At 63.3% G+C, this 18,687-nt stretch carries 14 protein-coding genes; 1 reads left to right on the top strand and 13 read right to left on the bottom strand.

The annotated features are described in order from the left end of the window. Nucleotides 1–204: 204 nt before the first annotated feature. From sucD to sdhC, 9 genes are all read right to left on the bottom strand, one after another. Nucleotides 205–1,077: a succinate--CoA ligase subunit alpha gene (gene sucD, locus ACNKU3_RS05535; protein ID WP_418258419.1), complete on the bottom strand. Its 873-nt coding sequence runs from the start codon at nt 1,075–1,077 to the stop codon at nt 205–207. After that, nucleotides 1,077–2,246, bottom strand: coding sequence for an ADP-forming succinate--CoA ligase subunit beta (sucC, locus tag ACNKU3_RS05530; protein WP_418258418.1), 1,170 nt, complete (start codon nt 2,244–2,246; stop codon nt 1,077–1,079). Before sucC ends, sucD begins: the two co-directional genes overlap by 1 nt. 125 nt (nt 2,247–2,371) lie before the next feature. Next, on the bottom strand, nt 2,372–3,811 hold the full coding sequence (gene lpdA, locus ACNKU3_RS05525; RefSeq protein WP_418258417.1) for a dihydrolipoyl dehydrogenase: 1,440 nt from the start codon (nt 3,809–3,811) through the stop codon (nt 2,372–2,374). Between the two features lie 60 nt (nt 3,812–3,871). Further along, nucleotides 3,872–5,098 carry a 2-oxoglutarate dehydrogenase complex dihydrolipoyllysine-residue succinyltransferase gene (odhB, locus tag ACNKU3_RS05520; protein ID WP_418258416.1) on the bottom strand — a complete coding sequence of 409 codons (1,227 nt, stop codon included), beginning with the start codon at nt 5,096–5,098 and terminating at the stop codon, nt 3,872–3,874. Between the two features lie 15 nt (nt 5,099–5,113). Next, nucleotides 5,114–7,972: a 2-oxoglutarate dehydrogenase E1 component gene (locus ACNKU3_RS05515; protein ID WP_418258415.1), complete on the bottom strand. Its 2,859-nt coding sequence runs from the start codon at nt 7,970–7,972 to the stop codon at nt 5,114–5,116. A gap of 216 nt (nt 7,973–8,188) precedes the next feature. Further along, a complete protein-coding gene (locus ACNKU3_RS05510) occupies nt 8,189–8,893 on the bottom strand; it encodes a succinate dehydrogenase iron-sulfur subunit (RefSeq protein ID WP_418258414.1) in 705 nt (234 codons plus the stop codon). A gap of 11 nt (nt 8,894–8,904) precedes the next feature. After that, nucleotides 8,905–10,677, bottom strand: coding sequence for a succinate dehydrogenase flavoprotein subunit (gene sdhA, locus ACNKU3_RS05505; RefSeq protein WP_418258413.1), 1,773 nt, complete (start codon nt 10,675–10,677; stop codon nt 8,905–8,907). Between the two features lie 6 nt (nt 10,678–10,683). Continuing rightward, nucleotides 10,684–11,043 (bottom strand): succinate dehydrogenase, hydrophobic membrane anchor protein, encoded by a 360-nt coding sequence (gene sdhD / locus ACNKU3_RS05500; RefSeq protein WP_418258412.1) that lies wholly within the window; start codon nt 11,041–11,043, stop codon nt 10,684–10,686. Beyond that, a complete protein-coding gene (sdhC, locus tag ACNKU3_RS05495; RefSeq protein WP_418258411.1) occupies nt 11,037–11,411 on the bottom strand; it encodes a succinate dehydrogenase, cytochrome b556 subunit in 375 nt (124 codons plus the stop codon). Before sdhC ends, sdhD begins: the two co-directional genes overlap by 7 nt. A 320-nt stretch (nt 11,412–11,731) precedes the next feature. Here sdhC and ACNKU3_RS05490 point away from each other — a divergent pair, with 320 nt between their 5' ends. Then, nucleotides 11,732–13,018: a citrate synthase gene (locus ACNKU3_RS05490; RefSeq protein ID WP_418258410.1), complete on the top strand. Its 1,287-nt coding sequence runs from the start codon at nt 11,732–11,734 to the stop codon at nt 13,016–13,018. A gap of 71 nt (nt 13,019–13,089) precedes the next feature. On the opposite strand, the gene ACNKU3_RS05485 is transcribed toward ACNKU3_RS05490, so the two are convergent. The 4 genes from ACNKU3_RS05485 to ACNKU3_RS05470 are packed head-to-tail and all read right to left on the bottom strand — an operon-like array spanning nt 13,090 to nt 18,672. After that, entirely contained in the window at nt 13,090–13,404 is a 315-nt protein-coding gene (locus ACNKU3_RS05485) for a DUF3240 family protein (RefSeq protein WP_418258409.1), read from the bottom strand. Next, entirely contained in the window at nt 13,401–16,466 is a 3,066-nt protein-coding gene (locus ACNKU3_RS05480; RefSeq protein ID WP_418258408.1) for an efflux RND transporter permease subunit, read from the bottom strand. The genes ACNKU3_RS05485 and ACNKU3_RS05480 overlap by 4 nt, the downstream gene beginning before the upstream one ends. Beyond that, nucleotides 16,466–17,488 carry a hypothetical protein gene (locus ACNKU3_RS05475; RefSeq protein WP_418258407.1) on the bottom strand — a complete coding sequence of 341 codons (1,023 nt, stop codon included), beginning with the start codon at nt 17,486–17,488 and terminating at the stop codon, nt 16,466–16,468. The genes ACNKU3_RS05480 and ACNKU3_RS05475 overlap by 1 nt, the downstream gene beginning before the upstream one ends. Continuing rightward, a complete protein-coding gene (locus ACNKU3_RS05470; RefSeq protein ID WP_418258406.1) occupies nt 17,485–18,672 on the bottom strand; it encodes a TolC family protein in 1,188 nt (395 codons plus the stop codon). The genes ACNKU3_RS05475 and ACNKU3_RS05470 overlap by 4 nt, the downstream gene beginning before the upstream one ends. Nucleotides 18,673–18,687 lie beyond the last annotated feature (15 nt).

Here is an 18,687-nt window from a genome sequence, read left to right as displayed (position 1 = left end):
GGAATTCACCAGACCGGGTTGAATCGTTACTGGCGAGTGTTGAATCCCCGGCAGGTGCCTTGAAAACGCAGGCGCCGGGGGCACTGCAGGAGGCGAAGCGCGGGTCCCTTGCTCAGCACCAAATACACCGGAACTCCAAACCACAGACCCCGGAAACGAAAAAGCCCGCCAGAAGGCGGGCTTTTCGCAGTACCACAGGGGCAATTACCAACCGGTAACTTCACCCAGCGCGGTACCGATCTCCGCGAGGGAGCGCACAGTGCGTACACCGGCCGCTTCCAGGGCGGCGAACTTCTCGTCCGCGGTGCCTTTGCCGCCGGAGATGATCGCGCCCGCGTGGCCCATACGCTTGCCTTTCGGTGCGGTAACACCGGCAATGTAGGAAACCACCGGCTTGGTGACGTTGTCCTTGATGAAGGCCGCCGCTTCTTCCTCGGCAGTACCGCCGATCTCGCCGATCATGACGATCGCCTCGGTGGCCGGATCCTTCTCGAACATCGCCAGGATGTCGATGAAGTTGGAACCGGGGATCGGGTCGCCGCCGATGCCCACGCAGGTGGACTGGCCGTAGCCCGCGTCGGTGGTCTGCTTGACCGCTTCGTAGGTCAGGGTGCCGGAACGGGACACGATGCCGACCTTGCCGGGCAGGTGGATGTGACCGGGCATGATGCCGATCTTGCACTCGCCAGGGGTGATCACGCCGGGGCAGTTCGGGCCGATCAGGCGCACGCCCAGCTCGTCACACTTGACCTTGCACTCGAGCATGTCGAGGGTCGGGATGCCTTCGGTGATGCAGACGATCAGCTTGATGCCGCTGTTGGCCGCTTCGAGGATGGAATCCTTGCAGAAGGGAGCCGGTACGTAGATCACGGAGGCTTCGGCGCCGGTTTCGGCAACCGCGTCTGCTACGGTGTTGAACACCGGCAGGCCCAGGTGCTCCTGGCCGCCCTTGCCGGGGGTTACACCGCCGACCATCTTGGTGCCGTAGGCGATCGCCTGTTCTGAGTGGAAAGTACCCTGGGAGCCGGTGAAGCCCTGGCAGATGACTTTGGTGTTCTTGTCGATCAGGATACTCATTACGCTGCACCTCCAGCTGCTTTAACCGCCTGTTGGGCAGCGTCGGTGAGGCTGTCCGCAGCGATGATGTTCAGGCCGCTATCGGCCAGCAGTTTCTTGCCGAGTTCGGCGTTGTTGCCCTCGAGGCGCACCACGACCGGCACTTTGACGCCCACTTCCTCAACCGCGCCGATCACGCCTTCGGCGATCAGGTCACAGCGGACGATACCGCCGAAGATGTTGATCAGGACGGCTTTCACGTTCTCGTCGGAGAGGATGATCTTGAAGGCCTCGGAGACCCGCTCCTTGGTTGCACCGCCACCCACGTCGAGGAAGTTGGCGGGGAAACCGCCGTGCAGGGCGACGATGTCCATGGTGCCCATGGCCAGGCCGGCGCCGTTGACCATGCAACCGATGTTGCCGTCGAGGGCCACATAGTTGAGTTCCCACTTGGCAGCGTGCGCTTCGCGCTCGTCTTCCTGGGAGGGGTCGTGCATCTCGGCCAGTTGCTTCTGGCGGTAGATGGCATTGCCGTCGACACCGAGCTTGGCGTCCAGGCAGTGCAGGTTGCCCTCTTCAGTGATCACCAGCGGGTTGACCTCGATCAGGGCGAGGTCCTTGTCCTGGAACATTTGCGCCAGGCCCATGAAGATCTTCACGAACTGCTTGATCTGGTCGCCGGACAGGCCCAGTTTGAAGGCCAGTTCACGGCCCTGGTAGGGCTGCGGGCCGGTCAGGGGATCGATGGTCGCCTTGAGGATTTTCTCGGGAGTTTCCTCGGCCACTTTCTCGATCTCGACGCCGCCTTCGGTGGACGCCATGAATACGATACGGCGGGTGGAGCGGTCCACCACCGCACCGAGGTACAGCTCCTCGGCGATATCGGTGCAGGTTTCAACCAGGATCTTGCTGACCGGCTGACCGTTTTCGTCGGTCTGGTAGGTTACGAGGTTCTTGCCCAGCCAGTTGGCTGCGAATTCCTTGCACTCCTCGGGAGATTTGACCAGCTTCACACCGCCGGCCTTGCCGCGACCACCGGCGTGTACCTGGGCTTTCACAACCCACATATCGCCGCCAATCTTTTTCGCCGCTTCTGCCGCTTCCTCGGGGGTATCCACCGCAAACCCCTTGGAGACCGGCAGTCCGTATTCGGCAAACAGCTGTTTGCCCTGGTACTCATGAAGATTCATGTGTCGTCCTGCTCTGTTTCGTTACTGCTGCATGAATTTCGGCCCGATCCGGCAGCTGCCGTTTGCGGGCCCCTTTAATGCGCCGGGTATCGGCGATAGGTTTTATTGTTTACCCGGCGCGGTTGTCACTTCCGCTTTTTCCGATTCGGCATGTGGATGGCGTGGCCGTCCACAGCGAGAGCGGCTTCATGTACGGCCTCCGACAGGGTCGGATGGCCAAACACAATCATTGCAAGGTCTTCGGTACTGGAACCGAATTCCATCGCGATTACTACCTGCTGCACCAGGTCGGCGGCCGAGGGGCCGACGATATGGCAGCCGAGGACACGGTCGGTCTCCTCGTGGGCGAGGATTTTTACCATACCCTCGAACTCGTTGGAAGCCAGCGCCCGGCCGGAGGCCACGAAGGGGAAGGTTCCGGACTTGTAGGGAACGCCATCGGCCTTGAGCTGTTGTTCGGTCTTGCCGACAGCGGCCACTTCCGGGTGGGTGTAGATGACTGACGGGATGATGTCGTAGTTCATCTGGGCTTTCTTGCCGGCGATGCGCTCGGCGACCATCACACCCTCTTCCGAGCCCTTGTGTGCCAGCATCGGGCCACGCACCACGTCACCCACGGCGTAGACGTGGGGAGCTTCGGTCTCGCAGTAGTCATTGACGAAGATGAAGCCGCGCTCGTCCAGGGTGATGCCGCTGTCGGAGGAGAACAGTTCCTCGGAGCGCGGACGGCGGCCGACTGCGACGATCAGCTTGTCGAAGACTTCCGTGTGTTCGCCTGCGCTGGTGCTGTAGGACACGGCAACCTTGCCCTTTTTCACTTCGGCATTGGTGACGCGCGCGCCGAGGCGGATATCCAGGCCCTGCTTTTTCAGGATCTTGCCGGTCTCTTTGGCGATCTCGGCGTCCATCATCGGCAGGAACTCGTCCAGTGCCTCGAGAACCACCACCTCGGCGCCAAGGCGGCCCCAGACACTGCCGAGCTCGAGGCCGATCACGCCGGCGCCGATGACGCCGAGGCGCTCAGGAATGGCCTGGAATTCCAGTGCGCCGGTGGAGTCGACAATGTGCTCGCCGTCAACCGGCGCGGGGGGGATGTTCACCGGCAGCGAACCCGCCGCAATGATCACGTTGCCCGCCTGCACCTCGGACACATTGCCGTCCTTGTCGGTGACTTGCACGCGGGTCCCGGCGAGGACCTTGCCGGTGCCCTGGATCACCGTGACGCCGTTGGCCTTGAACAGCCCGGTGATACCGGTGGTTAGCTGGTTGACGATCTGGTCCTTGCGGCCGATCATCGCCGGCACGTCGATGGTGGGGTCCTTGACGCTGATGCCATGGAGGGAGAGTTGTTCTTTGGCTTCGTGGTACTTGTAGCTGGAATCCAGCAGGGCTTTCGAGGGGATGCAACCTACGTTCAGGCAGGTGCCGCCGAGGCGGGGCTTGCCCTTGTCGTCGATCCACTGCTCTACACAGGCAGTGTTCAGGCCGAGCTGGGCCGCCTTGATCGCCGCCACGTAACCCGCGGGTCCCGCGCCGATGACCACTACATCAAATTTGTCTGACATGATTCTTCCTGTTTGCGAGACGATGCGGGAAGGGCCTCCGCCCTTCCCGCGTCCGGTAGTTTACAGTTGCAGCAGAATCCGCGCCGGGTCCTCGATCAGATCCTTGATCGCCACCAGGAACTGGACGGCGGTCTTGCCGTCGATCAGTCGGTGGTCGTAGGACAGCGCCAGGTACATCATGGGCAGGATCACGACTTCGCCGTTCACCGCCATCGGGCGCTCCTGAATCTTGTGCATGCCGAGGATACCCGTTTGCGGCGGGTTGAGGATAGGTGTTGACAGCAGCGAACCGAATACCCCGCCGTTGGATACCGTGAAGGTACCGCCGGTCATGTCCTCGATGGTCAGTTTCTTGTCCCGGGCGCGCTCACCGAGGTCTCGAATCGAGGCTTCCACGTCGGCTACCGACATGAAGTCGGCGTCGCGCAGCACCGGCACGACCAGTCCGTCGGTGGTGGAGACGGCCACGCCGATGTCCTGGTAACCGTGGTAGACGATGTCATTGCCGTCGATCGAGGCATTCACCGCGGGGAAGCGTTTCAGCGCTTCGCAGGCGGCCTTGACAAAGAAGCCCATGAAGCCGAGACGGGTGCCGTTGTGCACCTGGGCGAACTGGTCCTTGTACTTGTTGCGCAGCTCCATCAGCGGGGCCATGTTGACCTCGTTGAAGGTGGTCAGCATGGCTGTGCTCTGGGTGGCTTCCAGCAGGCGTTCGGCGATCTTGGCCCGCATGCGGGTCATCGGCACCCGCTTCTCGATGCGCTCGCCGCTGGCCTGTACCTGGGGCGCTGCCGGGGCCGGGACGGCGGCCGCGGGAGCCGCTGGTTTGGCCGCAGGCGCGCTGTCGCGGGTTTTCAGGTAGGCGAGGATATCTTCCTTGGTGACCCGGCCGTTCTTGCCGCTGCCGGGAATCTCCGCGGGGTTGAGCTGGTGCTCTTCGACCAGTTGCCGCGCCGCGGGGCCCATCGCGGGGCCTTCCGCGTCATCGTCCACGGCCGCGGGTGCTGCTTGCGCCGGTGTCGCGGCTGCGCCACTGGCAGCGGCAGATGCGCCCTGCTCCAGTACCGCCAGCACTTGCTCGCTCTGTACGGTTTCGCCTTCCTGGGCCAGGATCTTGCTGATGACGCCGTCTTCGGGCGCTACCACTTCCATGACCACCTTGTCGGTTTCGATCTCGACGATCAGCTCGTCCCTGGCCACCTGTTCGCCTTCCTGCTTGTGCCAGGTGGCGACCTCACCATCAGCTACCGATTCGGGAAACGCCGGAGCCTTGATTTCAATTGCCATTTCTTGTCCTTCGCGCTATGACACCCAGGGCACTTCGGGCGCCAGGGCGTTGTTGATAAACGTTTCAAGCTGTTGCAGGTGCAGCGCCATGTAGCCTGCCGCCGGGGCCGCGGATGCCTCGCGACCGACGTATTGCAGGTACACGTCTTTTTTGTGGTTAAACAGCACCCGGCGCATATGGTGCTGGCTGGAGTACCAGGCGCCCTGGTTCATGGGCTCCTCCTGGCACCAGACCGCTTCGCGAAGATTCGGGTATTGCTGGAATACCGCGAGCAGGTCGTCCTCGGGGAAAGGATAAAGCTGTTCGATGCGCACGATGGCGATGTTGTCGATCTCGCGCTCCTGGCGGGCGGCGCGCAGGTCGTAGTAGACCTTGCCGCTGCACATGATGATCCGCGTGACCTTGTTGCGATCCAGGCCGTCCGGGTCGTCCAGCACGGTGTGGAAGCGGCCCTGGGCCAACTCCTCCACGGTGGAGATTGCCTCCTTGTGGCGCAGCAGGCTCTTCGGCGACATGACCACCAGCGGCTTGCGCAGGGGGCGGATCGCCTGGCGGCGCAGCATGTGGAAGACCTGGGCCGGGGTGCTGGGCACGCAGACCTGGATATTGTGTTCCGCGGACAGCTGCAGGAAGCGCTCCAGGCGCGCGGAGGAGTGCTCCGGGCCCTGCCCTTCATAGCCGTGGGGCAGCAGCATGGTCAGGCCGGACAGGCGCTGCCACTTGTGTTCGCCGCTGGTGATGAACTGGTCGATTACTACCTGGGCGCCGTTGGCGAAGTCGCCGAACTGCGCTTCCCAGATCACCAGGCCCTGGGGCATGGTGGTGGAATAGCCGTATTCGAAGGCCAGCACGGCTTCCTCGGAGAGCAGCGAGTCGTAGATGACGAAGGGCGCCTGGTCGGGGGCGACATGCTGCAGCGGAATGTAGACTTCCTCTTCCTTCTGGTTGTGCAGCACCGCATGGCGGTGGGAGAAGGTGCCGCGGCCGACGTCCTGGCCGGTGAGACGCACCGGATAACCCGCTTCCAGCAGCGTGGCGTAGGCCATGGTCTCGGCGAAGCCCCAGTTGACCGGGGTGGCGCCGGCCGCCATTTTGCGGCGGTCTTCCAGGATCTTGGTAACCTGGCGCTGCAGCGGGAAGTTTTCCGGGTCGACGTTGATCTCGTGGCCCAGGGCCTGCAGTTTGTGCAGGTCGATGGTGGTGTCTGCCTCGTCGGTCCAGTGGTGGCCCAGGTAGGGAGACCAGTCGACGAACAGGGACTTGTTGGGCTCGGATACCAGCGAGCTGACCAGCGGTTCGCCGCGGTCGAGGGAATCGCGGTAGCGGTCCACCAGGCCGGTATCTTCTTTCTCGGTGATCACATTCTCGGCGATCAGGCGCGCCGCGTACAGGTCGCGGGTGGTCTTGTGCTTGCGGATGGCTGCGTACATGCGCGGCTGGGTGGTCGCCGGTTCATCGGCTTCGTTGTGGCCGCGACGACGGTAGCAGACCAGGTCGACAACCACGTCTTTCTTGAACTCGGTGCGGTAGTCCACCGCCAGCTGGGTGACGAAGAGCACCGCCTCCGGATCGTCCGCGTTGACGTGGAAGATCGGCGCCTGGACCATCTTCGCCACGTCGGTACAGTATTCCGTGGAGCGGGCGTCCTCGCGCTTGCTGGTGGTAAAACCCACCTGGTTGTTGAGCACGATGTGCACGGTCCCGCCGGTTTTGTAGGCCCGGGTCTGGGACATCTGGAAGGTTTCCATGACCACGCCCTGCCCCGCAAAGGCCGCGTCGCCGTGGATCACGATAGGCGTGACCAGCGCGCCGCAGTCGTCCTGGCGGCGCTCCTGGCGCGCACGGACCGAACCCTCGACCACCGGAGAGACGATCTCCAGGTGGGAGGGGTTGAAGGTCATGGCCAGGTGAATCTCGCCGCCCGGGGTCATGACGTTCGAGGAGAAGCCCTGGTGGTATTTTACGTCGCCGGAGCTGGTGTATGAGGCCTTGCCCTCGAACTCGTCGAACAGTTCCGAAGGGTTTTTGCCGAGGATATTGACCAGCACGTTGAGGCGGCCGCGGTGGGCCATGCCTATGACGATCTCCTGGACGCCGTAGCCGCCCAGGCGCTGGATCATTTCCGCCAGCATGGGGATCAGGCTTTCGCCGCCCTCGAGGCCGAAACGCTTGGTGCCGGGGTACTTGGAGCCGAGGGATTTCTCCAGGCCTTCCGCCTTGATCAGCCGGCGCAGCAGCTGGATGCGGATGTCCCTGCCGTAGTCCGGCGCGCTGCGCACGGATTCCATGCGGCTCATGATCCAGTGGCGTTCCTCGGTGTTCACGATGTGCATGAACTCCGCGCCGACGGAGCGGCAGTAGGTGCGCTCCAGTGCGTCGTGAATCTCGCCGAGGGTGGCGTCGGCCTTGCCGATGTGCAGGCTGCCAGTCTGGAAGACGGTGTCGAAGTCCGCTTCGGAGAGTTCGTGGAAGGACAATTCGAGGTCGCGCACGTGTTCCCGTTCGGCGATGCCGAGGGGGTCGAGCCGGGCCTTCTGGTGGCCACGCTGGCGGTAGGCGGAGATCAACTGTACCACCCGGACCTGCTTGCGCTCGTACTCGGTGGCCTGGGAGTCGTGGGCGACGGTTGCCTCGGTGCGCACCCGCATCTTGCTGATCTGGGCGAAGCGGTCGCGAATCACCGAGTGGGGAATGTCCTCGGTCAGGACTTCGCTGGTTTCTACCCGCGGCAGTTTGTTGAAGTAATCACGCCACTGCTCGGGCACCCCGTTGGGGTCTTTGAGATAGGACTCGTAGAGGTCCTCGACATAGGTGGCATTGCCGCCGGCGATGTGAGAACTCCGCCACAGCTGTTCCATTGAGCTTTCTTGCATCACGGCCCTTCCGGATAGGGAGAAATGGGCGCCCGCCTGTGGGCGCGTCTACCGAATTCTAGCAGCGACTTACCGGGGATGCGGCTGGCGCACCGGCAATCTCGCCAAGGGTTGGGCCGCCGGTGGGTCAGACCAGCGGCCCCGAGTCAAAAAGGCCTAAAATATTAATAGCTTGTAAAGTTAAGCTAAAGCTAACTTAAAGCTAAAAATTAACGCTTACGTTGCTCGACTCAGGAGCATGTTGCGGATATGACCGATCGCTCGGGTCGGGTTCAGGCCTTTGGGACACACATTTACACAATTCTGGATGCCGTGGCAGCGGAATACGCTGAACGGGTCGTCGAGTTTCGCCAGGCGTTCCTCGGTGGCGGTGTCGCGGCTGTCCGCCAGGAAGCGGTAAGCCTGCAGCAGGCCGGCGGGACCAATAAAGCGGTCCGGGTTCCACCAGAACGAGGGGCAGGACGTCGAGCAACAGGCGCACAGGATACACTCGTAGAGGCCGTCAAGCTTCTCGCGATCTTCCGGTGACTGCAAGCGCTCGATGGCCGGTGCCGGTGAGCTGTTCTGCAGGTAGGGCTGTACTTTCTCGTACTGCTTGTAGAACAGGCTCATGTCGACCACCAGGTCGCGTACCACCGGCAGGCCGGGCAGCGGGCGAATCACCAGCTTGTTGCCGCGGACTGTCTCGGACAGCGGGGTGATACAGGCCAGGCCGTTCTTGCCGTTCATGTTCAGGCCGTCGGAGCCGCACACGCCTTCGCGGCAGGAGCGACGGTAGGCCACGGTGGTGTCCTGGGCCTTGATCAGCTCCAGGACGTCCAGCACCATCAGGTCCTTGCCCGCGGTGTCGACCTGGAAGTCCTGCATGAAGGGCTCTTTGTCGGTCTCGGGGTTGTAGCGGTAGATACTAACTTGCAACATCGATAGTGACCTCAGTAAGTCCGTGCTTTCGGCTGGAAGGTATCAACGGTTTTCGGCTCGAAGTTCACCGCACGCTTGCCCACCCGCTTGTCGGCCGGGAAGTACATGGAGTGGCAGAGCCAGTTCTCGTCGTCGCGCTCCTGGAAGTCGTCGCGAGCGTGGGCGCCGCGGCTTTCCTTGCGCTCTTCCGCGGAGATCGCGGTGGCTTCGGCAACCTCGAACAGGTTGTGCAGTTCCAGCGCCTCGATACGGGCGGTGTTGAAGGACTGGCTCTTGTCTTCCAGGACCGCGTTCTCGATCCGGCCGCGCAGGTCGGACAGCTTTTTGATGCCCTCCTGCATGTACTCGCCGTTGCGGAATACGCCGAAGTGGTTCTGCATCACGTTCTGCAGCTCCTTGCGCAGGTCGGCGACCTTTTCACCGCTGGTGGACTTGTTCAGGCGGTCGAGGCGGCTCATGGCCTGCTCGATGTCGCTGCCGGAGGCGTCGCGCATCTCGATACCGTCGCGCAGGGCCTTCTCGATGAACAGGCCGGACGCGCGGCCGAAGACCACCAGGTCGAGCAGCGAGTTGCCGCCCAGGCGGTTGGCGCCGTGCACGGATACACAGGCGACTTCACCGCAGGCGAAGAGACCGGGGATGATCACGTCGTTGCCGTTGGCGTCGACGGTCAGGGCCTGGCCGTGTACGTTGGTCGGGATGCCGCCCATCATGTAGTGACAGGTGGGTACGACCGGGATCGGCGCCTTGACCGGATCCACGTGGGCAAAGGTCTCGGCCAGCTCGCAGATGCCGGGCAGGCGCGAGTGCAGCACTTCCTCGCCGAGGTGGTCGAGTTTCAGGAAGACGTGGTCGCCTTCAGGGCCGGCGCCGCGGCCTTCGATGATTTCCAGCACCATGGAGCGCGCAACCACGTCGCGGCTGGCGAGGTCCTTGGCGTTGGGGGCGTAACGCTCCATGAAGCGCTCGCCGTCCTTGTTGATCAGGTAGCCGCCTTCGCCGCGGCAGCCTTCCGTGACCAGTACCCCGGCACCGGCGATACCGGTGGGGTGGAACTGCCACATTTCGATGTCCTGGACCGGGAAGCCCGCGCGCAGGGCCATGCCGACGCCGTCACCGGTGTTGATGTGGGCGTTGGTGGTGGAGGCGTAGATGCGCCCTGCCCCGCCGGTGGCGAAAACGGTCGCCTTGGACTTCACGTAGACCGTTTCACCGGTCTCCATGCAGATGGCGATGACGCCGACCACCGCGCCGTCCTGGTTCTTGACCAGGTCGGTGGCGTACCACTCGTTGAAGAACACGGTGTTGTTCTTCATGTTGCCCTGGTAGAGGGTGTGCAGCAGCGCGTGACCGGTACGGTCCGCCGCGGCGCAGGTGCGGGCGGCCTGGCCGCCTTCACCGAAATTCTTGGACTGGCCGCCGAAGGGGCGCTGGTAGATGCGGCCTTCCTCGGTGCGCGAGAACGGCAGGCCCATGTGCTCCAGTTCGAATACGGCTTCAGGGCCGACGGAACACATGTACTCGATGGCGTCCTGGTCACCGATGTAGTCGGAGCCCTTGACGGTGTCGTACATGTGCCAGCGCCAGTCATCGTTGGGGTCGGCACTGGCGATCGCGCAGGTGATGCCGCCCTGGGCGGACACGGTGTGCGAGCGGGTCGGGAATACCTTGGAGATTACGGCGGTCTTGTAGCCGGATTGGGCCAGTTGCAGCGCCGCGCGCATGCCTGCGCCGCCGCCGCCGACGATTACGCCGTCAAAGGAAATAGTTCGAATTGCGGACATAGTCTATTAACCCCAGAGAATCTGGATGGCCCAGAGTACATAGATGAACACCAGCAGGCCACAGCCGATCTGGTAGGCGATACGCAGTACGTTACCTGTCGTGCCCATCAGGCGCTCGGTCAGGTAATCGGTGCCGACAGACCACATGCCGATCCAGGCGTGGGCTGCGAGTGAAAGTACTGCCAGCAGGGTGAAGACGCGCATGCTGGTGCTGGCGAACAGTGATTTCCATTCCAGGTAGTCCACGCCACCGACCAGGGTTGCGCCGACGCACAGGAACCAGGCCAGTAGAATGACCGCGCTGACCCGCTGCAACAACCAGTCGGAGAGACCCGAGCGGCCAAAACTGGTAACTGACTTTACCATATCCAAGCTCCTGCAAGCAGAATGAGAACGACCGACAGAACGATGACGATGCGCGCGCCGAGCACGCCACCGGCCATGGTTTCACCGATGCCGAAGTCCATCACCAGGTGTTTGATGCCTGCGAGGCTGTGGTAGATCAGGCCGGCGACAATGACCCACACCACCAGTTTGGCGATGAAGCTGTCCAGGCATTCGCGAACCGCGGCGAAACCTTCGGGGCCAGAGAGGCTGGTATCCAGCATCCACAACAGCACGGCAACGCCGGCAAAGAGAAGCACGCCAGAAGCGCGATGAGTAATGGACGCCCATGCGGTAATAGGAAGCCGCATGGTACCGATGTCCAGATTCACGGGACGATTGTCTTTCACGTTGGGTACCATCGTTGGCGCCAGAAGGCGGTTTAGTGGTCGGGGCGGATCTTCTGAAGCGCTGCCCCTTGCAGGCGACACTCCAAAACGCGCGAAATTATAAGGATTCATTTTATGAATTACAAATCTGTCATGAACTTTAAACACCCCATGTTGTCGACGTCCTACTGACATGAACCGGGCAATGCCCTCCTCCGGATTACGCCTCGACTGTTCCTGCGGGACCGACCCTCTTTGCTGCCAGCCAATTGACAAAAATATCGGAAACTCTATAGTGGAGCCCCCACCCGATTTACTTCATTTACTTGGCAGGACCCCCTATGAGCGAGAAAAAGGCCACTCTCAAGATTGATGGTATTGATGAGGCGATCGAGCTGCCGGTGTACTCCGGCACGATAGGCCCGGATGTCGTGGACGTTGGCGGTCTGACCGCCAAGGGCATGTTCACCTACGATCCCGGCTTCGTATCCACCGCTTCCTGTGAATCCCAGATCACCTATATCGACGGTAACAAGGGTGTTTTGCTGCACCGCGGCTACCCCATCGAGCAGCTCGCGGAGCACTCCGATTACCTCGAAACCTGCTATCTCCTGCTCTACGGAGAGCTGCCCAACAAGGAGGAGAAAGAGAAGTTCGTCAAGACCGTCACCAACCACACCATGGTGCACGAGCAACTGGCCCACTTCTTCAATGGTTTCCGTCGCGACTCCCACCCCATGGCCATCATGTGCGGTGTGGTCGGCGCCCTCTCCGCCTTCTACCACGATTCACTGGATATTGCTGACGAGCACAACCGCCAGGTGGCGGCCTTCCGCCTGATCGCCAAGATGCCGACCATCGCCGCGATGAGCTACAAATTCTCCATCGGCCAGCCGTTCATGTACCCCGACAACAGCATGGGCTACGCGGAAAACTTCCTGCACATGATGTTCGGCGTGCCCTGTGAACCGAGCAATGTCAGCCCGGTACTGGCCAAGGCCATGGACCGCATCTTCCTGCTGCACGCGGACCACGAGCAGAACGCCTCGACCTCCACCGTGCGCCTGGCCGGCTCCTCCGGCGCCAACCCCTTCGCCTGTATCGCCGCGGGTATCGCCGCGCTGTGGGGACCGTCACACGGCGGCGCCAACGAAGCGGTACTGGAAATGCTGGAGGAGATCGGCGACGTCTCGCGCATCGACGAGTTCGTGGCCAGGGCCAAGGACAAGAACGACCCCTTCCGCCTGATGGGCTTCGGTCACCGCGTGTACAAGAACTTCGACCCGCGGGCCAAGGTCATGAAGGAAGCCGCGGACGAAGTGCTGGCAGAGCTGGGCGTCAATGACCCGCTGCTGGCCGTGGCCAAGCGCCTGGAAGAAATCGCCCTGGAAGACCCCTACTTCATCGAGAAGAAGCTCTACCCGAACGTCGATTTCTACTCCGGCATCATCCTCAAGGCCATCGGCATCCCCACCAGCATGTTCACCGTGATCTTTGCCGTGGGTCGCACCGTGGGCTGGATCGCCCACTGGCACGAGATGATAAGCGGCTCCTACCGCATCGGCCGTCCCCGCCAGCTCTACACTGGCCACGCGCAGCGCGATTTCCTGCCGCTGGACCAGCGCTGAGTGTCATAATACCCTTCCGGCGCGAGCCGGATGGCAGGCGAAAAACCCGGCTTTTGCCGGGTTTTTTGTTTCTAGCCTGGGCCGGCATGCAGGTGGCCGCTGCGACTGAGTGGGTATACCCAATAGCGGATCGGGCTGGCCGTGCAGAGTCCTTCCAGGGTAGCCAGCAGGGTCGCCTCGAGTTCCGGCGGGTGGAGGACCTCCACCCGGCACATGCGCCGGTAGCCGGCGACCTGCTCACGCAGGTCGTACTGGCTGTGTTCGCGGCTGTACCCGTCGATCGCCTGCAGGCTGAAGCCGGAGATGTCCCGGGCCTGGATCAGCGTATCGATCAGGTCGTCGCGGATATTCTCGGGGAAAATTGCCACCAGCAACTGGTCGCTCATGCCGTTCTCCTTTGCAGCCACAGGTAGGCCAGTGGCAGCGCGTACAGGGTGGTAAAGGTCGAACTGAGCAGCCCGCCGGTCACCACGATGGCCAGCGGCCGCTGGATTTCCGCGCCGGGGCCGCTGGCAAAGATCAGCGGCAGCAGGCCGAACATGGCGGTCATGGCGGTCATCAGGATCGGCCGCAGGCGCTTGACCGCCCCTCTGCTCACCCGCTCCTCGTGTTCGGGGATCACCGAGGCCGACTGCTCGAAATGGCTTACCATGACCACGCCGTTGAGCACCGCCACCCCGAGCAGCGCGATAAATCCCACCGACGCTGGCACGGACAGGTACTCCCCGCTGAGGAACAGCGCGCCGATACCGCCGACCAGGGCGAAAGGCACGTTGGCGAGTATCAGCATGGCCAGCGGCAGCGAGCGAAAGGTGGTGAACAGGATCACCAGGATCAACAGCAGCGCCGCCGGCACAACCAGCAACAGGTTGCGGGTGGCGCGGGCCTGGTTCTCGAACTCCCCGCCGAAATCCACCGAGTAGCCGGTCGGCAAGGCGATGGCGCCCTCGATCCGGCCCTGCAGTTCCCCGACGAAGCCGACAATGTCGCGGCCGCTGACATTGCTGGTGACTACGCCGAAGCGATTGCCCCGCTCCCGGCTGATCAGCAATGGGCCCTCGCGGAAACTGATATCCGCGATCGCCACCAGCGGCGCAAGGCTGCCGTCGGGCAGTATGACCTGCTGCTGTTTCAGGCTGGCGATGCTGGCGGCGGGGTCTGCCGGGGAGCCGCGGCTGGCGATGACCAGGGGGAAGCGCTTTTTGCCCTCGATGATTTCCGCGGTGACCAGCCCTTCCAGCTGCGAGCGCAGATGGTCCGCCATCGCGGCGACGGTCATGCCGTAACTGGCGGCGATTTGCTGGTTGAGGCGCACATTGAGGAAGCGCCCGCCCTCGATCACCGCTGCCTGCACGTCCACCGCGCCATCCATCTGCTGGACCTGGTCCTGGACCTGGCCGACCAGTTCGGCCAGCACCGCGATATCGTCGCCAAACACCTTGATGGTAAGGTCGCCCCGGGAACCGGTGAGCATCTCGGAGACGCGCATCTGGATCGGCTGGGTAAAGCCGATGTTGATGCCGGGAAATTGCTGCAGGACCTCGCGCATGCGTGAGATCAACTCCTCCTTGCTGTCGACCGTCCACTCGTCGCGCGGTTTCAGCTCCATGAACACGTCGGTTTCGTTGAGGCCCATGGGATCGAGGCCCAACTCGTCGGACCCGGTGCGGGCGACGATCTGGCGAATCTCGGGTATCGCCGCGAGCAGCGCCGTTTCGACCTGGTGATCGAGTGCGACAGAGGCCTCCAGGGATATGCTCGGGGACTTCTCCAGTTGCACGATCACATCGCCCTCATCCAGGGTCGGCATGAAGGCCTTGCCGACAAAGCCCAACAGGACCACTGCCAGCAGCAGGAGCAGAGGCAGGACTGTCAGCAGTGTGCGCGGCCGCCGCAGCACCGCGTGCAGGCTGTCGCGGTACAACGCCTGCAGCTTGCGAATGTAGGGTGGCGTACTGTCGCTGCCCGCTTTCAGCAGCAGCGAGGCGAGCACCGGGATAACCGTCAGGGAAAGCAGCAGCGAGGAAAGCATGGCGAAAACAATGGTCAGCGCCACCGGTGTAAACAGCTTGCCCTCCAGCCCGGTCATGGTCAGCAGCGGCGAAAAGACGATCAGGACGATGACCGTCCCGGAGACTACCGGCGCCGCCACATCCTTGCTCGCCCGGTAGATCAGGTGCAGGCGCGGCAGTCCCGGCCGGTGGGCGAGCTGGGTGGTGATGTTCTCGACCACCACCACGGCGCCATCGACCAGCATGCCGATTGCGATCACCAGGCCGCCCAGGCTCATCAGGTTGGCGGAAAGCCCGAAGCCCGACATCCACAGGAAGGTGGCGAGGGCTGCCAGCGGCAGGGAAAGGGACACTACCAGCGAGGCCCTGAGGTCGCCGAGGAACAGCGAGAGCACGCCGATCACCAGGATCACCGCCAGTACCAGCGCCTCGGTGATGGTTCCCACCGCAGTGTCGATCAGGTTGGAACGGTCGTAGAACACGTTCAGCCGGGTACCCGGTGGCAGGGTGGGCTCCAGCTGGGCGAGCCTGGCCTTGACTCCGGCGACGACATCCGCGGTATTGCTGTCCTTCAGGGCGATCACCAGGGCCTCGGCGGCTTCCTCGCCATTGCGGGTGACCGCGCCATAGCGATTGAGGTGGCCTATACCCACGTCCGCGACATCCGACAGCCGGTAGTTGATGCCATCGCGGGAGAGGACGACCAGGGAGGCGATATCCTCCGTCGACTCCATGCGCCCCTCGGTGCGCACGATCAGGGTGTCGTTGCCCTCGACAATGCGTCCGGCGCCCGCGTTGAGGTTGTTGGTATCGAGGCGTTCCCGGAGCGCGGCTGGCGTCAGCCCCAGCGCTGCCATTTGCGCCAGGTTGGGCGTGATCTGGTAGGTGCGGGCATACCCCCCGAGGACGGTGACGTCGGCGACGCCGGCCACCCCGCGCAGCGCCGGCCGCACCTCCCAGTCGAGCAGCTCGCGGCGCTGCATCAGGCTCAGCGAGGGGTTTTCCAGGGTGAACATGAACATCTCGGAAAGGGGCGTACTCATTGGCGCGATACCGCCGCTGATGTCCGCCGGCAGGTTGTCCCAGAGGTTGGCCAGGCGCTCATTGACCTGCTGTCGCGCCCAGTAGATATCGGTGCCGTCGACAAAGTCCAGGGTGATGGCGGTAATCGCGTACTTGGTGGTCGAACGCAGCATCTGCTGGTGGGGAATGCCGAGCAGCTCGGTCTCGACCGGGTGGGTGACCTGTTTCTCGATTTCCTCCGGGGTCATCCCCGGCGCCCTGAGGATGATCTTCACCTGGGTCGGTGAGATATCCGGGAACGCATCGATGGGAATCTGCAGCCAGGCGCGTGCGCCGAGGGCGACGACCAGCGCCGCCAGCATCAGGATGAAGAGCCGCTGGGTCAGGGCGAAACGCAGGACGGCGTCAAACACTATTCACCTCCCAGCCCGAGCAGAATGCCCTGTACGGCACTGACGGAACTGGCGAGCACCTCGCGTTCGGCCAGTGGCGCATCGCAGGCCACGATGTAATCCCCGCCGCTGTAACCGAGCACTTCCACCGGGACCACGTCCAGGCTGTTGCCCGTTCGCAGGAATACCGCTGGCTGGCCTTCCAGGTGAAGCAGCGCTTCGCGCGGTATGGCGTAGCTGGTGCGCTGGTAGTACGGGGTCACCATGACCTCTTCTCCCGGTAGCCAGTTACAGTCCGCGGTGAGCGGCGCGCTCCAGGCGCGACGGTAAAAGCCCTCGGCGACGCCGCCGATAGCCTCCAGGGCCAGCTCACACTCCCCTGCTTGCAGGCTCGCCGGGGCCGGAACCTGGCTGATGGCAATGGCGACCTGCAGGCGCAGGGCGTCGTCGGGCACCACCTGGGCGAGCTCGCCGCCTTCGTCGATACCCGGCGCGCTGCGATCATAGATCACCCGCCCCGCCGCGGGCGCGGTGAAGAGGATGCGATCCGGGTCTGCGGAATCCTCGCGCAGCAGCTCGCGGAAGTGGCTCATGTGTTCGTATTCCAGTTGCAGGCTGTAATAGGCATCGGCGATCTCGACCCAGCGGTTCTCGTCGATGGCCTTGCGACGGTACAACTCGCGGTTGCTTTCAAAGCGCTTGCGCGCTGTCTCGTAGCGTTCACCGGTGACCGCATAGGCGGTGATGAAGTGATGGATTTCGGGGCCGGCGAGTTCCGCAATGGTCTGTCCGGCCTCGACGCGATCGCCGGGATTGACCTGGTAGCGGACCTGCTGGATACGGTATTCCGATACCAGGCTGATGGCGTCCCCGGGGCGGAATCCCACCCGGGCCGCCAGTGGCGCACCGGCGTAACCGGCGCGCGCCGTGACCCGGGCGTATTCCAGCTGCAGGTCGCCCAGTTGCGTCGTATCGAGGGTGCCAGCGGATACCGGTATGGCGAAGATACCGGCCAGCGCCAGTATCCGTAGTCGTGATCTCATAGGGGGATTCCTGCTGCCTGGCGGCTCATGGCGCGGTTCTGGCCGATGAGCAGCTGGTTGGTGGATGCTTCGGCCTGGCGTTCCAGTTCGCCGATCAGGCGCTTGATGCGGATCTCGCTACCGAGCTCGTTCAGTTGCGACAGAGCCTCCGCTTCGCTGTACAGCTGGCCGCTGATGGATGCTGCCGCGTCGAGCAGCTGCTGGCGCCGCTGCAGGTGCTGCGCCTGGATCTGCAGGTTTTGCCAGCTCCGCGCCAGTTCCTGGCTCAGCTCGTCACGGTTGCGCGTGAACTCGCGCTCGAGCGACTGCCACTCGCTGCTGCTGGACTGCCTGTCGGTACCGGTAAATCCAAGGGGTAGCTCGACGGCGACGCCGTACTGGGTCTCGTCGAATTCAGGGCTCTCCACCCGCTTGGCGCCGATCCGCAGGTTCCAGGGCGTGCCCCTCGAACTGCCGGCCGCGACCAGCGCCTGGCGCTGTTCCCGCTCCAGCTCCAGCAGTTGCAGGGCCGGGTGGGTCTGCCAGGCTTCGCCGGCGGGCGCCGCGGGCTCGTCGATATCGACGGGCAGGCTGCCGAGTCCGGTGAGCGAGCGGTAGCGGGCCAGCCAGCGCTGCGCCTCGGCCTGTTGGTCTTCCTGGACGATACGCGCGTCGGCCAGTTCCTGCTCGATCAGCAACAGGGCATAGCGGGAGCTTCCGCGGGCTTCGAAGAGATCCTGTTCGCGGCGCTGCAACTGTTCCAGCAGGGCAATCATTTTCCCTGCTTGCTGCGCGTGGTCCCCGGCGATCCTGGCGGTCCACACCGCTTCGCGCAGCAGGCCGGAAAAATACAGCCGGCGGCGCTCCACTGCCGCACTGTGCAATGCGCTATCGAGCTCCCGCAGCCGCTTGTCCTGCCAGTAGAGGAAAGGAGACTTGATCGGCAGGTTCAGGCCGATCTCGGTTTCGTCGGTGCCGAGGCGCTCCTCGCTTTGCAGGTAGCTGGCATCCAGGGACGGCAGCCCGGCGAGCCAGCCCGAGGCGGAGAACGGCGCCTCCGCCCGGGCGGCCGTGGGCCGTGACAGCATCACGTCCACTACCTCGTTGAGCGCCAGGTCACGCGCTGAGGAAGCGCCGGCGGCGTGCGTCACAGGTGCCAGGAGGGCTGTAAACAGGGCGCAGAGTAATCGTGTAGACAGGGGCATGTCCGATCCAGTCCA

Origin of the sequence: Haliea sp. E17 (assembly GCF_048323675.1) — a bacterium.
Taxonomy (GTDB): domain Bacteria; phylum Pseudomonadota; class Gammaproteobacteria; order Pseudomonadales; family Halieaceae; genus Mangrovimicrobium.
This window is presented reverse-complemented; position numbering and strand designations above follow the sequence as displayed.